Genomic DNA, 16,363 nt, shown 5'->3' with positions numbered 1-16,363 from the left:
ATATGGAGATGCTATACTATATATGGAAGGGGCGTGGTGATTAAAATGGTTACGATTAATAATTTGCGTGTAGCATATGGTGATAAAGTAGCGTTATCGATAACGGATTCACTTACATTCGACGAGGGAGATCGAATCGGAATTATCGGTTCTAATGGAGCTGGGAAGACAACACTTGTTAAATCAATATTAGGGGTTACTCCGTACAAGGGAAGTATTACAACAAGTCTTAGACAAGACGAGATGGCAGTTCATCTTCAAGAGAATAATTATGTAGATAGTATGCCAATTCGATATATTATTGAAGGAGTACTGAATAAAAGTATTAAGAAAGAGAAGAAGCTACAAGATTTGATTCAGTTCTTTGATATGGGCGGTTGTTTGAATAAAAAGTTTAGTGCACTGTCTGGTGGACAGAAGCAGAGAATGACTATTATATTAGTGTTACTACAAGATGCTAAATTAACATTCTTTGATGAAGTTACCTCCGGACTTGATTTTGAAACAAGGCAGCAATTGATTCATAAGTTACAAGAATGGTATCAGGATAAAGGTGCAACCATCTGTATGGTATCGCATTATTATGAGGAATTAGATCATTTTGTGAATAAGATACTCATATTAGATGAAGGTAAAGTTATTGATTTTGGAACGAAAGAAGAATTGTTCCGTAAATACTGTCAGCATGCAATCATTATTCTTGATAATACACCAGGTAATCAAGAGATAACCAAAGGGTATGATACGATTGCAGCACCAGAACATCTTATTGCACTTGTGTGTCAGAATGAGAAGGCTGAGATTGCAATAATGCAAAACCTTATTGAACATGATATTAATTTCAAGAGAAGTAATCGTGACATTGAAATTATGTCCATTAATGCATTGCAGGGAGGTGGAAAACATGCCTACTAAGAGATGGAATCAGAAGTTGTTTATATATGAGTTACGTAATACCTTGGGGAATGTATTTATTCTTGTATTCGGTATCTTATTCCCAATCATTATGTCAATTCTTACAGTAAAGGTCTTCCTACAAGGAGTACCGGAGAGTATGTTAGCAGAAACTAAGACAGGTGTATTTATTACGATGAGTCTAATTATTCCAATGGCGACTGTATTAATTGGTTATGCGGCGACTTATTCACAAGAGTTAGAGAAGAACATTCCGTTTCGGATGAAGATGTTTGGATATAGCGATAAGACGTTACTTCTTGTGAAGATGGTATGTTATTTGGCTGTAATGACAATCTCATTAATACTCTTTACTGTAGTGGATTATGCTGTACTTGATATTCCAGTTCCAGCAGTGAAATCAGCGTTAATCTTGATTGTTAGCCTGTATCTGCTAGTATGTATCTTATTCTTGTTAGCACATGGGATTGCCTTGTATTTTAAGAAGTTTGGTCCAACCTATGCGATTACAATGGCGTTTTACTTTGGAATCATGATACTTTGTGGAATGTTTGGAGTGATGCCAAGTCAATTACCAAAAGTACTTCGTTTTATCGCATATCTATTCCCAATGAGTTATATTAGTGAAGATTTTGCAGGATTCTGGCAAGGTGGAAGTTATAATTTTGTTCCGTTTATACAGTCCATGATTTTCTTAGCTGCGGTATCGGGTCTTGTGTTGTTTCTAGCTTTAAGGAAGAATAGAAGAACTAGTTAGTTTAAGCATTGTTGGAGAGTGAGTAATAGAATCATAAATATTGATAACTTGATAATGAGCAAATGTAGATGTATTGAAGAATATAAAGAAAGGAGCTTTGTAAGCTCCTTTTCTTTATATATTTCTTTATCCAAATTAATTTATTTATTCTTTTCAGCTTCTGCCATCATCATAGCACGAACCTTTAATGAAAGACCGAATAAGTTGATGAAGCCTTCTGCATCATGGTGGTCGTATAAATCACCAGTTGTGAAAGAAGCGATACTTTCATTGTATAGCGAATATGGAGAAGTTGTTCCCATCTTAATGATGTTACCTTTGTATAGTTTGAATTTCACTTCACCCGTTACATATTGTTGAGTCGTCTCGATGAAAGCCTGAACTGCTTCACGAAGAGGAGTAAACCATTTTCCTTCATATACGATATCAGCGAACTTGTTACCCATATCTTTCTTAGCAGTGTAGGTATCACGGTCAAGAATTAACTCTTCTAATTGTTGATGAGCTTCCATAAGGATTGTTCCACCTGGAGTTTCATAAACACCACGTGACTTCATACCAACAACACGGTTTTCAACGATATCGATAATACCAACACCATGTTTTCCACCAAGTTCATTTAACTTAGTAAGGATTTCAGATACTTTTAATTTTTCTCCATTAAGTAAAGTAGGAACACCCTTTTCGAATGTCATTGTAACAATTTCACCTTCATCTGGAGCTTTCTCTGGAGAAACACCAAGAACTAATAAGTGATCGTAGTTAGGAGCCTGTGCTGGGTCTTCGAGTTCAAGACCTTCATGGCTAATGTGCCATAAGTTTCTATCACGGCTGTAGCTGTTGCTTGCTGAGAAAGGTAAGTCAATACCATGTGCTTTACAGTAAGCAATTTCATCTTCACGGGATTGCATATTCCAAGTATCTGTACATCTCCAAGGAGCGATAATCTTTAAGTCTGGAGCAAGAGCTTTAATTCCAAGTTCAAAACGCACTTGGTCATTACCTTTACCAGTAGCACCATGACAGATAGCAGTAGCACCTTCTTTTCTAGCAATTTCAACTAATCTCTTAGCGATAACTGGACGAGCCATTGAAGTACCAAGTAAATACTTGTTTTCATAGATGGCATTCGCCTTTACACAAGGCATCATGTATTCATCACAGAATTCGTCGATTACATTTTCTATGTATAATTTAACAGCACCAGAAGCTTTTGCTCTTTCTTCCAATCCGTCAAGTTCATTACCTTGACCAACATCGATGCAACAACAAACAACATCATAATCGTAATTTTCTTGTAACCATGGGATAATTGCTGTAGTGTCTAAACCACCTGAATAAGCTAAGATAACTTTTTCTTTCATTTAATATACCTCCTAAATATGTGCGGCTTTATGTATACGCGTCTCTATTTTTTAAAAATACATTTCTTATAACGTAACAATTCAAAAACTCGAAAGAGTTAAATAACGGAACAGATACGTTTCTTGAACATATTATAAATATACAACACTTGTTAATATTATGCAAGCGTAAAATATAAAAATATTTAAGAAATCTGGAATTGAATTAGGAACTATAGGTAGGAACTAATCACAGAAGTATAGCGTTTTCTATATATAATGTGGTTTCATATTATTACAGTACCGAATTCTTAAATGGAAAAAAATAAGAAATACATACTTGCATAAAATTCAATAGAGATGTATAATTATAAAAACTTAGTACTGCTCAGCTGATTGGAGAATGGAATGATTAGAAAAATGACAATTGATGATTATGATAACGTCTATAAGTTATGGACGACAATTGAAGGATTTGCTATTCGTAGCTTAGATGATTCTCGTGAAGGTATTAAAAGATTCCTAGAAAGAAATCCAAACACCAGTGTAGTATATGAAGAAGAGCATGAGATTATAGGTGCAATTCTATGTGGTCACGATGGACGACAAGGGTGTTTCTATCATGTATGTGTACATAACGGTCATAGGAATCGTGGAATTGGACATGAGATGGTTGGGGCAGCAGTGAATGCTTTGAAAGAAGAGGGAATTAATAAAGTTAATTTGGTTGCGTTCACACAGAATGAGGTAGGGAATACCTTCTGGAATGAACTAGGGTGGAAATTTAGAAGTGATCTTAATAATTACGATTATACGATTAGAGAAGATCAGATAACAGTTATCTAAATAAGTTTTATATGTGCAAATTGATGAAGGCAAGTTTTACGAGAGGCTTTTGACACTCTAACCAGTAAATAAAAGAAAGGGAAGCCACAATAGTAAGTGGCAGGGTAAAAAGTATGAAGATTATTAATGGTGGAGTTACAGCAGCAAAAGGGTATCAGGCAGCAAGTGTAGCTGCAGGAATTAAATATCAAGACCGCAAAGATATGGCACTTATCTATAGTGAAGTACCTTGCACCGTTGCTGGAACATTTACAAGAAACATAGTAAAAGCAGCACCGGTTCGTTGGGATCAAGAGGTTGTGAAGAATTCTAAAGGTGTTCAAGCAATCATTGTAAATAGTGGAATTGCCAATGCATGTACGGGAGCGATGGGTATGGAGAATAATAAAGCAATGGCCGAAGCTGTAGCAGAGAAATTAAAACTAACTGCGGATATGGTTTTAACAGCTTCTACTGGTGTAATTGGAAAACAACTGAATATGGAACCTGTTTTTAATGGAATTAATCAACTAGTAAGCACGCTAGCAACTACAATTGAAGCTGGAACTTTGGCAGCAGAAGCGATTATGACTACAGATACATGTAAGAAAGAATTAGCCATTCAATTTGAAATTGATGGTAAGACGGTAACGGTTGGAGGTATGTCAAAAGGTTCTGGAATGATTCATCCTAACATGGGAACCATGCTTGCGTTCCTAACTTCGGATGTCGCAATTAGCAAAGAATTATTACAAGAAGCACTTTATGAGGATGTGCAAAGTACATATAATATGATTTCTATTGATGGAGATACTTCTACGAATGATAGTTGTTTCTTATTAGCAAACGGACTGGCTGGGAACACAGTAATCACTACCAAAGATGATAATTATTATAGATTTGTAGAGGCATTGAACGTTGTGAATACAGCATTAGCAAAACAAATGGCTGGTGACGGTGAAGGTGCTACCAAATTATTAGAAGTTAAAGTAGTCAATGCGGTATCTAAAACAGAAGCGATTACCTTAAGTAAATCTGTAGCTACGTCAAGTTTAGTTAAGACAGCTGTATATGGTAATGATGCAAACTGGGGTCGTATCTTATGCGCACTTGGTTATGCGGGTGTAGATTTTGACCCAGAGAAGGTTGATTTATACATTGAAAGTGTTGATGGTAAATTAAAATTAGTTGAAGACGGCATAGAGGCAGATTATAGCGAAGAATATGCTACGAAGATTCTATCCGGTAAAGAAGTTTGTGCAATCATTGATATGAAGATGGGTGAAGCTATGGCGACTGCATGGGGTTGTGATTTAACCTATGATTATATAAAGATAAACGCGGATTATCGTTCATAAGATAGACTAATGCGAATGGGGGAATTGAGATGGATACAATGGAACAAGTAATGATAAAGGCTCAGACTTTAATTGAGGCTCTACCGTACATACAGAAGTTTAATAATAAGAAAGTAGTAGTAAAGTATGGAGGAAGTGCAATGTTAGATGAGAATCTACAAGCTAACGTTATTAAAGATGTAGCACTTCTTAAGTTAATTGGAATGAAACCTATCATTGTACATGGTGGTGGAAAAGAGATTAGTAAATGGCTTAATAAAGTTGGTAAAGAAACAACATTCGTAGAAGGTCTACGTGTAACCGATGAAGAGACAATGGAAATCGCCGAGATGGTACTAAACAAAGTCAACAAACATCTTGTACAGATGGTAGAACAAATCGGTGTGAAAGCGGTTGGCATGTGTGGTAAAGATGGTGCAACCATTAAGGTTAATAAGAAAATGCCAAATGGTAATGATATCGGATTTGTTGGAGATATCAAAGAAGTAAATACAGGATTAATCGATACATTGATAGAGAATGATTTCATTCCTGTAATTGCTCCAATTGGTATTGATGATAACTTTCAAACCTATAACATTAATGCGGATGATGCTGCATGTGCAGTAGCGCAGGCAATTGGTGCAGAGAAATTAGCCTTCCTTACTGATATCGAAGGTGTATATACGAATCCAGATGATAAGGATACTCTAATCTCAGTACTTACACTTAATCATGCAGATGAATTAATTAACGATGGTTTCATCGGCGGAGGAATGCTTCCGAAATTAAAGAACTGTATAGATGCAGTGAGGAATGGTGTTGCAAGGGTACATATCCTTGATGGAAGAAGAGAACATTGCTTGCTATTAGAATTCTTTACAAATCGTGGTATTGGAACAGCAATTATTGATAATGAAGGGTGGTTAGAGAATGAATAAATGTATGAAAGTAAGTGATCAGAATTTTATGCCAGTATATAACCGTTATCCCATTGCTATTGAAAAAGGTGATGGAGTTTATCTATTCGATAACGAAGGAAAGAAGTATCTAGATTTTGCAGCGGGTATCGCGGTATTCGCTTTTGGTTATAACAACAAAGAATATAACGATGCACTGAAAGAGCAGATCGACAAGATTATTCATACATCTAACCTATACTATAATGTACCAGCGGCTGATGCAGCAGAAAAATTCAATAAGGCGTCTGGCATGGACAGAGTGTTCTTCACAAACAGTGGGACAGAGGCAATTGAAGGGGCAATCAAATTAGCCAGAAAGTACGCTTATAATAAGACAAAGACGAATGATAGTGAGATTATCTCTATGAATCACTCTTTCCATGGGAGAAGTACTGGGGCACTTGCTATAACTGGTCAACCGAAATACCAGGAAGCATTTCGTCCATTAATTAATGGAGTTGTGTTTGCAGATTTCAATGATTTAGATAGCGTGAAAGAGAAGATTTCTGAAAAAACCTGTGCAATCGTTGTAGAGCCTATTCAAGGGGAAGGCGGTTTGTACCCAGCAAAGAAGGAATTCTTACAAGGATTACGTGCTTTATGTGATGAGAATGATATTGTATTAATTTTTGATGAGATTCAATGTGGAATGGGAAGAACAGGATCTATGTTTGCATATCAAGATTATGGTGTGAAACCAGATATCATGACGTCTGCGAAAGCATTAGGTTGTGGTGTACCGGTTGGAGCATTTGCTGCGACGGAGCGTGTCGCGAATGCATTTGAACTTGGAGATCATGGAACAACTTATGGATTCAACCCGTTAGTAACAGCTGCAGTAAGTAAAGTTTTTGATATGTTCGAAAGCTACCAACTTATTGATCATGTGAAAGAGGTTTCGGCATATCTAGAAGAAAAATTAGATGAGCTAGTGAAAGACTATGATTTTGTAATCGAAAGACGTGGTAAAGGGTTGATGCAAGGTCTTGAGTTATCAATACCGGCAAAAGATATAATAGGGAAAGCAATGGAAAATGGTTTAATTATTATATCTGCAGGTTCCAACATCCTACGTTTTGTTCCACCACTAGTGATTACCAAAGATGATGTTGATACTATGATTACAATTCTTAAGAAATGTTTATAGATTAGTTACAACTCCAGTTTTGGTTAGAGTGTGACGCTCTAACCAGTTATTAATTAATACGGTTTAAACAGATTGCTCCTCTAGGAGCATATGTACATAATCAAAAGACAATCTTAATTGGAAGGAAGTGGAGATGGGTTACCCTATTTCCTACGACTCCTTTTACGATTGTCTTTTGGTAGTTTAGATTTTGGAAGATTCATAGGGGGAGTCAGTCTCATCTTGCACATAGATTATAATGCATATCTACAAGCAAGATGGATAAAAACGACCCGTAATATCGAATACGCACACCTCAATTTCATCACGTCTATTGTAACAATCATCAACACCAATACATCTGATAATCGCATTACCGAAGCCAATAACGCTAGCAAAACCACCATTAACCGGAATATCCACTTCGATACATACCAGTCCGTTTACCGATATGCAACGCATCTTAAGCCCATTGGTTCTACTGAGTAATCGAAAGGTAATTTGATCGGGATTTGCGCAGTAGGTATAAAACATTGGTAATACAAATGGTTGATTATCTTCGGCAACACCAAGGCGACATATGTTTGTACGATCAAGCACCCAGATAATCTCATCAGGTGTTAAGGTTCTTTCACAATTTTGTCCCATAAATCACCGGCTCCTTATAACTATTATAGATTAGTGTATGGATATTTTCTTCAAGGGTTCCATAAGAAAGATGCATATTTTGTTATAGTATGGAAAGAATAAAGAAAAGTGATGGTAGATTTCCAATATTAATTGTTGAAAGGATTGAGGTTATGTGGGGTTTTTTAATAGCGATTATATCTGGTATATTAATGAGTGTTCAAGGAATCTTCAATACAGGAGTAACGAAAGAAACAAGTATTTGGGTTTCAAGTAGTTTTGTTCAGTTCACAGCATTAATTGTCTGTTTAATTGCTTGGTTTGTTACAGGTAGAGAGAGTAATTTCCAAGCATTATTCCATATTGATCACAAGTATATGCTATTAGGTGGTGCAATAGGTGCGTTCATTACATTTACTGTTATAAAGAGTGTCGGAAGTTTAGGACCTGCAAAAGCAGCAATGCTTATAGTAGTGGCCCAATTAATCATGTCCTATATCATAGAATTAATGGGGTTATTTGAGGTCGAGAAAGTGCCTTTTCAATTTCGTAAATTAATTGGTATAGCATTATGTATTGCCGGTATTATTACTTTCAAATGGGAATAAACATATATAGAAAATCGCAGCAAAATCAATTATTTAGAAAAAGTAAAAAAAACTTAAGAATTAAAAAACGAAATTAGTTGAAATGCCTATTGTAATACCTGTTTTTATTAGTTAAAATATAACTTATGAGAAGCAGTGAAGCTGTTTTTCGTAAGTTAACGAGGAAAATTACGAAGTGATTTCTCGAGTCTACACCTGATAGGTTAGCGATAGAACGAAGTTCTAGAACGTCTAGGGATTTTACGAAGTGTAAGATCGTAAGTCATAAGAAAGGAAACGATATGAACAATAAGAAAATCGTAAAAGTATGTATTGCGATTGGTCTTATTGGATTAGTTTGCTTGGTTTGCTATTTACTAAGTTATAATAGCAAATCTACTGGTATATCATTATCAGATGACAGTGAAGAGAGCGTAGTAAAAACAAGTGACATCGAAGGAACAGACAGTATGCAGAAGACTTCTTTGGACGTAGGGAATCCAGAGGAAGTTAAAACTTCTGTGGAAGAAGAACGTATTGCGGTTCATGTATGTGGACAAGTTAAAAAACCTGGTGTCTATACACTTGCCAAGGGAGCAAGAGTTGGCGATGCAATCGATGCAGCTGGGGGATTTGCAAAAGAGGCAGCAGGAGATTTCATTAACCAGGCACAGAAAGTAGAAGATGAACAACAAGTGTATGTGCCTAGTCAAGAGGAAGCAAAAGAATCACCAAAAGTAATACAACAAGAGACTAGTAGCGATAGTCACTTAGAGAATAAAGGACTGGTTAATATTAATCAGGCAACAAAGGAAGAATTAATGACTCTACCTGGTATAGGAGAGGCGAAAGCTGACATGATCATTAGTTACAGAGAAGAACATGGAAGGTTTGCGACTATAGAAGAAATTAAGAATATTTCGGGAATCAAAGATGGAGTCTTTAGTAAAATCTGCGATTTAATAACAACAGATTGAGGTGAATGGTGTGAGCAAGAAAGTGTTGGTAGTAGATGATGAAAAATTAATCGTGAAAGGTATACGATTTAGTTTAGAGCAAGATGGAATGGACGTGGATTGTGCTTATGATGGAGAAGAAGGACTTACGATGGCAAAGCACAAAGAATATGATGTCATTCTATTAGATGTGATGTTACCAAAGCTAACAGGTTTTGAAGTGTGTCAGCAAATTCGTGAGTTTTCTGACATGCCTATTATTATGCTAACAGCAAAAGGCGATGATATGGATAAAATTCTTGGGCTTGAGTATGGAGCAGATGATTATATAACAAAACCTTTTAATATATTAGAAGTTAAAGCTAGAATTAAAGCAATTATGAGAAGAAGTTCAAAGAAAGAAGCAAGTCATGAAACAGAAAAGATTGCAACTTTTGGTGAACTCAAGATTGACTGTGAAAGCAGACGTGTTTATATTCGAGGTAAGGAAGTAAATCTTACAGCAAAAGAGTTTGATCTATTAGAACTTCTTATCTTTAATCCAAATAAAGTATATAGCCGTGAGAACCTTCTTAATACGGTATGGGGATATGATTATCCAGGCGACGCGAGAACGGTAGATGTTCACATTCGTAGACTTCGTGAAAAAATAGAAGATAATCCAAGTGAACCTAAATATATACATACAAAATGGGGTGTTGGCTATTTTTTCCAAGGTTAAATCGAACAAATTTCTAGGAAGTATGAAAGCACAGCTACTAGCTGTGCTTATCCTTGTCGGTAGTATACCAATGATAATCTTTGCTATGGTTATTATCTCAACTTACAATGAGCAAGCGCATAACCAGAGAATTTCAGAGCTTAAGTACCATGGTAATATGATTGCTAACCTACTTGTATCAACAGGATATTTTAGTAGTCCTAATTCGAAGGAAGTTAATACAGAGATTGATCAATTGGCAGAGATCTATGATGGTCGTATAGTTGTCGTAGATAGTGGTTTGCATATAGTCAAGGATACGTATGGTCTTGAAGAAGGCAAGACAATTGTATCAGAGGAAGTAATTAAATGTTTTCGTGGAACGAATAGCACGTATATTGATTCGGACCAACAGTTTGTAGAGATTACCCTACCGATAGCCCATTTAGAGACAAAAGAAGTAATCGGTGTTATCGTTATGAGCTTCTCAACGAAGAGCATTATAAGTATTAAGCAGATTGTTGAAAGTAAAGCATGGGTTCTATGTATCGCAATTGTAATTGCTGTAATTATGTTAGCTATCTTGTACTCCTTCTATGTAACGAAACCATTTAAAAAATTCACAAGTTCCATTGATCGTCTGACGGAAGGGTATCTAGACGAAAAATTAACAGTGTCTGGTTTTACCGAGATGAAAAACATATCGGAATCATTTAATCATATGATTGTAAGGATGCAGAAGTTAGAAAAATCTAGACAAGAATTCGTATCTAATGTATCCCATGAATTAAAGACACCAATTACATCAATCAAGGTATTGGCGGATTCTCTTGTTATGCAAGAAGATGCACCAATTGAGATGTATCGTGAATTCATGGTGGATATTACAGACGAAATCGAGAGAGAGAATAAGATTATTAATGATTTATTGTCACTGGTTAAGCTTGATAAAACTGCCAGTGAGATGAATATAGCAAGTATAAATATTAATGAATTATTAGAACAATTGATGAAACGATTACGCCCGATTGCAGCAAAGAGGAACATTGAAGTTGTATTAGAGAGTTACCGTCCTGTTATTGCAGAGGTTGATGAAGTGAAATTATCCTTAGCAATCTCAAATCTTATTGAAAATGCAATTAAATATAATGTTGATGAAGGTTGGGTTAGAGTATCGTTGAATGCGGATCATAAATTCTTCTATATCAAGGTATCTGACTCTGGTGTTGGGATACCGGAAGATGCACAAGATTTTATATTCGAACGATTCTACCGTGTAGATAAGGCCAGATCAAGAGAAACAGGTGGTACTGGTTTAGGCTTGTCTATCACAAGAAATGCGATTCTTATGCATAGAGGAGCAATCAAAGTTTATAGTAAAGTAAATGAGGGTACAACATTTACCGTTCGTATACCTCTTAGTTATATAGCGTAAGGGGGAGGCATATATGAATAAACGTCATCTTCTAGCTGTACTCGTCTTAGCTTGCATGGGGATACTAGTAGCATGTGGATCGAAGAAGATAGGACATGTTAAGGAATCAGAGTATTACCTATATTATATTGATAAGGAAGAAACGAAAGTTGTTCGAGAAAATTATCAGCCAGTAGCAACGGATACGGAAGAACTAATAGCAGAGTTTATAGAGGCACTTGACAAAGACCCAAGGAATTATACGTATCGTAAAGCAAAACCAGATACTGTTGTACTTAAGGATTACACGTATAATGGTAGTGGTCAATTAATACTTAACTTTGAAACTAGTTATTACGAACTAGAAGGAATAGCGGAAGTTTTAACAAGAGCAGCCATCGTTAAGAATTTCTGTCAAATTGAAGAAATTGAGTTTGTTGAGTTCTATGTAGCAGGACAACCACTTCGTGATAAGAATGAAAAACCAATTGGAATGATGACTGCGGAAAATTTCATAGATAATACCGGTGGAGAGACGAAGTATAAGCAGAATGCAAAGATATCCTTATTCTTTGCCAATGAAGCTGGTAAAAAACTAGTAGAATCCAATATTATTGTTAGCTACAATGGGACAATTCCTATGGAACAGTTAATTGTAGAACAGCTTATTGCAGGTCCATTAAGTGATACCAAGTATCCAACCATTCCGTCCGGAACAAAACTTGTGAAAGCTACAGTAAAAGAAGGAATCTGTTACGTTGACTTTAACGAGAAATTCCTAGACAAAATTGATGGAATTACAGATGAAGTCGCAATCTATTCTGTAGTAAATTCGTTGGTTGAAATGCCAACAATTAATAAAGTACAATTTAAAATTAATGGAGAGCTTCGTAAGATATATGGGGAAAGCACAAAGTTCGATGGAATGTTTGAGCGTAACCTAGATGTCGTTGAAACAACCCAATAATAGGAGGTATATAGTTGATCAAGAGGCCGCTTCTATGGATTGCTCTTTCCTATATACTAGGCTGCCTATTATATTCCTTATCATGGATTATAGTAGGCGGCATTCTATTCTTTCTAATTATAAGTTTATGTATTCTATATTATCGATGTTCTATCGGTGAATCTAATCCCAAAGAGAATAACAGTATAACAAAAGATTTTAAAACAATTAATTGTATTAGTAATAATATTTTGGACAAAAAAAGAGAGTTAGAATCTAACAATTTTAGTAAGAAAGTATTTCAATTAGTTTCAAAATCAATTAGAAAGAGAAGAATTAACAAGGAAGATCGATTCATATTATTACTACCAATCATAATCTTAATTGGTTATGGAAGAATGAGTGCTATAATAGCACCAACAGCATTTGATGCCTATTGTGAAAGAAAATGTGATGCAAGCGTCGAGGGTAAGATTGTACGCATTACAGAAAAAGAAAAAAGCACATCTTATTATCTAGATAAAGTTATACTCTATCCGAATCCGGATATTCAAATTCAGGTTAAACAAAAAATAATTGTATATGGTGAGAAAAATTCGAAGTTTAGAGTAGGTAACACGGTTTCATGTACAGGTACGGTATCGCAAATTATGAGAGCCACCAATGAAGGACAGTTTAATTCCTACGCCTACTATATGTCAGAAGATATTCGCTATCAGATGTTTGCTGAAACCATGGAACGCACCGGGGATTCCTATTCCTGGTATCAGGTGGCACTGTCTTCCTTGCGTGATAAGATATCAAAGGTATATAAACATATCCTGCCTAGTGAGGAAGCTGGGGTAATGCAGGCAATGTTTCTTGGTGAAAAACAAGCACTGGATACGAATATTAAGAATCTATACCAGAGAAATGGAATATCACATATCTTATCCATATCGGGCTTACATATTAGTTTCTTAGGTTTATTTCTATATAAGCTTTTAAAGAAGATGGGATGCCCAATATATCTGAATGCAGGAATTGTTTCAATTGTAGTGTTTAGTTACGGACAAATGACGGATTTTAGTGTATCAACCAATCGAGCCGTAGTGATGCTACTGGTATCCTTATTCGCAATCGTTATTGGTCGTACGTATGATATGCTATCCGCCATATCAGTAAGTTCTTGTATTATCTTGCTTCAAAATCCCATGCAGTTATACAACACAGGTTTTCAACTTTCCTTCCTAGCGGTATGCGTATTAGCGGTATTTGGTGAGATATATGGGAAGTTAAAAGCGGAGGACAAGAATGAGAATATACAAGAATATGAAAAAGAGAGACGAGATAAAGAAAGGCATGGTAAGGAAAAGCACGTTAAGGAAAAGCATGCTAAAGAAAAACACTACAAAGAAAAACAGGATAAATCACAGGGTAAGCTACATATAGAACAAATTTTTCTTGAAAAATTATTAGAATTAATAAAACACATTAGAAAAGTAGTAAAGCAAAAGAACTTTATCAATAATGCTCAGAACAATAATATACAAAACAATGGAACTCAGAACGATGTATTTCAAAACAAAGAATATATTAGCAAGAACCTGCAACAAAAGCTTGATGAATTGCTTTTGTCCCTTGATGAATGGTTATATAAGAAATACAAATTACGAGAATCAAGTCGCGGGAAGGCACTACAATCTAGTATGGTCATTAGTGCTATAGCAGCACCAATTCTCGCCAGTACCTTTTGTGAGATACCAATCTACAGTATGATATTAAATCTATTCGTAATTCCGCTTACTTCTGTCTTGATGACACTTGGTGTAGTAGCTGGACTTATAGGACTGTGGTGGATTGATTTGGCTAAGATATTAGGATATGGAATTACCTTCATACTGAAACTTTATGAGATGTTATGTGAGATATTTTCCAATTTACCGTTCCATCTAGTATTAACCGGAAAACCAAGTATAGTGCAAATCGTATTATATTACGTTGTAGTTGTAGGAATTATACAATTGGCTATAATAACGAAACGTAAGAAGATGATATATATAATAGCTTTCCTATGGATTCTGTTGATCCGGATACCAAGTACTAATCTAACCATGACGATGTTAGATATATCTCAGGGAGATAGTATCTATATTAAGACGCCCAAAGGAGTATCGATTCTTGTCGATGGGGGAAGTTCTGATGTAAAGGCAATAGGTCAATACAGAATTGAACCATTTCTAAAAGCTCAAGGAGTTAGAACCATTGATTACGTAGTGTTAACACATATGGATGCAGATCATATCAATGGAGTCATGGAGCTTATGGAAAGAATGCCAGATGCCGTAGGAATAGGGGGAAGAAAGAGAGAGCAAACAAGATTATCATCACTAAACTCTCTAGCCTTCTATGATGGACAAGTAGGGATTCAGAACCTTATATTATCAGATACTAGTTTAGTAGATGAAACTTACAAGAAGATAGAAGAATTAGCAGTGAGGAAAGGAATAACTCTACATTATTTTGGTAGAGGCGATACTATAACAGAAGGGGAACTAACCCTTACTTGTCTACACCCGTACGCAGAATATAATACAGATTCTAAGAATGATACCTCTATCGTCTTAGAACTTACTTATCGTAATTTTGATGCATTATTGTTGGGTGATTTGGAGAGTGGTGGAGAGAGTGAATTAATTAAACTTGCTAAAGAGGAATTACTAGCTGGTGATAATCAAAACAGTAATCAGACCTCGGAGGAGGAGATGACAAAGGGTCAGCTTACAGTTAATAAAAGACGCTATGACATTATTAAGATTGCTCACCATGGCTCTAAATACTCCACATCAGATGAGTTCCTAGAATATTATGGTGCACGAATTGCATGGATCTCTAGCGGATATGGAAACCGATATGGGCATCCACATAAGGAGTTGTTAGATAGACTTAAAGAAAATCATATTCCATATAGATGGACGGTGAATGAAGGTGCAATTACGATTAGGACAGATGGGGAAAGGATGTGGGAATAGAAGTGACGTTGTAGTATAATAATTAAATAGTTATGTATAGCATTATGAGGGGGGATAAAAGAAAAATGAAGGGATATAAAGGTGTAATTCTAAAGAACGGTATACTACGGAGCAAATATAATGACATATTTGAAGTGGGGGTACCAAGAGAGAAACATGATGTAGATGATGGCGGCGTTGCTTTTACAGAAGCTGGTTATAGTTTTTGTGGCAGTATTGAAGATGTTATATATCACGAAAAATATATTTCTACAAGTAAGGGGCGTCAGTATCGAGAAGTACGCTTGTTTGAAATAGATACTATGGAAGGACAGGTATGCGGAAATTCGTATCATCATAAAGCATCAATAATTAAATTGGTACGAGAGGTAACTCAGAAGGAAATATTAGAATATCTAACTAATAATGCGGTTGCAAAGAGAGATGTGATTGATGAAGTTAGAAGTGACGTTTTTGAGACATATTCAACAGAAGTTATTTTACCGTATAGATTAATTAATAAGGAGGAGGAGATAGAAGATTTATATGTAAGAGCATGTGCTAGACTTGGACAGGTTGGTTTGTGTAATCAAAGTTCAATTGGAAAACTTCATCAACGTGATTGTGAAGGTTGTATTGGTATATCCTGGACACTTGACTTATTAACTTATGAAAAAGATTATTTATATTTACTTGCCCGAAAGCAGCTAATAGAAGGGGCAGACTTATCATCAATTAATGAGTATAATAAATTGATATCTATGAATTGTGGAAAAGAATATGAGAGTCTGCAAAGGTATGCTTTACATATAAAAAACGCGTCAGGATGAGAAAGTGGGAATAGGAGAGGTCAAGCAGAGGTAAAAGAAAACCAAAAA

15 protein-coding genes are annotated in these 16,363 nt (G+C 35.7%); 13 read left to right on the top strand and 2 right to left on the bottom strand.

The window, feature by feature from the left end; genetic code table 11:
- The first annotated feature begins 45 nt into the window (after positions 1-45).
- The gene (locus tag BUB90_RS13445) at positions 46-915 is read left to right on the top strand and encodes an ATP-binding cassette domain-containing protein (protein WP_073288662.1); all 870 of its coding nucleotides are present in this window, start codon (positions 46-48) and stop codon (positions 913-915) included.
- Entirely contained in the window at positions 905-1,672 is a 768-nt protein-coding gene (locus tag BUB90_RS13440) for an ABC transporter permease (protein ID WP_073288589.1), read from the top strand. Before BUB90_RS13445 ends, BUB90_RS13440 begins: the two co-directional genes overlap by 11 nt.
- 140 nt (positions 1,673-1,812) lie before the next feature.
- Here the strand turns inward: BUB90_RS13440 and BUB90_RS13435 are convergent, their stop codons facing one another.
- Positions 1,813-3,036, bottom strand: coding sequence for an argininosuccinate synthase (locus BUB90_RS13435; protein ID WP_073288587.1), 1,224 nt, complete (start codon positions 3,034-3,036; stop codon positions 1,813-1,815).
- Positions 3,037-3,423: 387 nt separating this feature from the next.
- On the opposite strand from BUB90_RS13435, the gene BUB90_RS13430 reads away from it, so the two are divergent.
- The 4 genes from BUB90_RS13430 (at position 3,424) to BUB90_RS13415 (ending at position 7,286) form a co-directional block, all read left to right on the top strand.
- Complete coding sequence (locus BUB90_RS13430; protein ID WP_073288585.1) at positions 3,424-3,861, top strand: GNAT family N-acetyltransferase; 438 nt, start codon at positions 3,424-3,426, stop codon at positions 3,859-3,861.
- Positions 3,862-3,974: 113 nt separating this feature from the next.
- A complete protein-coding gene (argJ, locus tag BUB90_RS13425) occupies positions 3,975-5,198 on the top strand; it encodes a bifunctional glutamate N-acetyltransferase/amino-acid acetyltransferase ArgJ (protein ID WP_073288582.1) in 1,224 nt (407 codons plus the stop codon).
- 38 nt (positions 5,199-5,236) lie between these two features.
- Entirely contained in the window at positions 5,237-6,118 is an 882-nt protein-coding gene (gene argB, locus BUB90_RS13420; RefSeq protein WP_084139261.1) for an acetylglutamate kinase, read from the top strand.
- Positions 6,111-7,286, top strand: a complete 1,176-nt coding sequence (locus BUB90_RS13415; RefSeq protein WP_073288577.1) for an aspartate aminotransferase family protein — start codon at positions 6,111-6,113, stop codon at positions 7,284-7,286. The genes argB and BUB90_RS13415 overlap by 8 nt, the downstream gene beginning before the upstream one ends.
- 246 nt (positions 7,287-7,532) lie before the next feature.
- Here the strand turns inward: BUB90_RS13415 and BUB90_RS13410 are convergent, their stop codons facing one another.
- The gene (locus BUB90_RS13410) at positions 7,533-7,913 is read right to left on the bottom strand and encodes a pyridoxamine 5'-phosphate oxidase family protein (protein ID WP_073288574.1); all 381 of its coding nucleotides are present in this window, start codon (positions 7,911-7,913) and stop codon (positions 7,533-7,535) included.
- Positions 7,914-8,065: 152 nt separating this feature from the next.
- On the opposite strand from BUB90_RS13410, the gene BUB90_RS13405 reads away from it, so the two are divergent.
- From BUB90_RS13405 to BUB90_RS13375, 7 genes are all read left to right on the top strand, one after another.
- Positions 8,066-8,500 (top strand): DMT family transporter, encoded by a 435-nt coding sequence (locus BUB90_RS13405; protein WP_073288660.1) that lies wholly within the window; start codon positions 8,066-8,068, stop codon positions 8,498-8,500.
- Positions 8,501-8,781: 281 nt separating this feature from the next.
- Positions 8,782-9,456, top strand: coding sequence for a helix-hairpin-helix domain-containing protein (locus BUB90_RS13400; protein WP_073288573.1), 675 nt, complete (start codon positions 8,782-8,784; stop codon positions 9,454-9,456).
- Positions 9,457-9,466: 10 nt separating this feature from the next.
- Complete coding sequence (locus tag BUB90_RS13395; protein ID WP_073288571.1) at positions 9,467-10,156, top strand: response regulator transcription factor; 690 nt, start codon at positions 9,467-9,469, stop codon at positions 10,154-10,156.
- 22 nt (positions 10,157-10,178) lie between these two features.
- Positions 10,179-11,570, top strand: coding sequence for a sensor histidine kinase (locus BUB90_RS13390; protein WP_170865494.1), 1,392 nt, complete (start codon positions 10,179-10,181; stop codon positions 11,568-11,570).
- A 13-nt stretch (positions 11,571-11,583) separates the two neighbouring features.
- On the top strand, positions 11,584-12,516 hold the full coding sequence (locus BUB90_RS13385; RefSeq protein ID WP_073288567.1) for a GerMN domain-containing protein: 933 nt from the start codon (positions 11,584-11,586) through the stop codon (positions 12,514-12,516).
- Between the two features lie 14 nt (positions 12,517-12,530).
- On the top strand, positions 12,531-15,506 hold the full coding sequence (locus BUB90_RS13380; protein WP_073288565.1) for a ComEC/Rec2 family competence protein: 2,976 nt from the start codon (positions 12,531-12,533) through the stop codon (positions 15,504-15,506).
- Between the two features lie 65 nt (positions 15,507-15,571).
- Positions 15,572-16,315: a hypothetical protein gene (locus BUB90_RS13375; RefSeq protein ID WP_073288564.1), complete on the top strand. Its 744-nt coding sequence runs from the start codon at positions 15,572-15,574 to the stop codon at positions 16,313-16,315.
- The last annotated feature ends 48 nt before the right edge of the window (positions 16,316-16,363 follow it).

It is taken from the genome of Anaerosporobacter mobilis DSM 15930 (assembly GCF_900142955.1).
Classification (GTDB): domain Bacteria; phylum Bacillota; class Clostridia; order Lachnospirales; family Lachnospiraceae; genus Anaerosporobacter; species Anaerosporobacter mobilis.
This window is presented reverse-complemented; position numbering and strand designations above follow the sequence as displayed.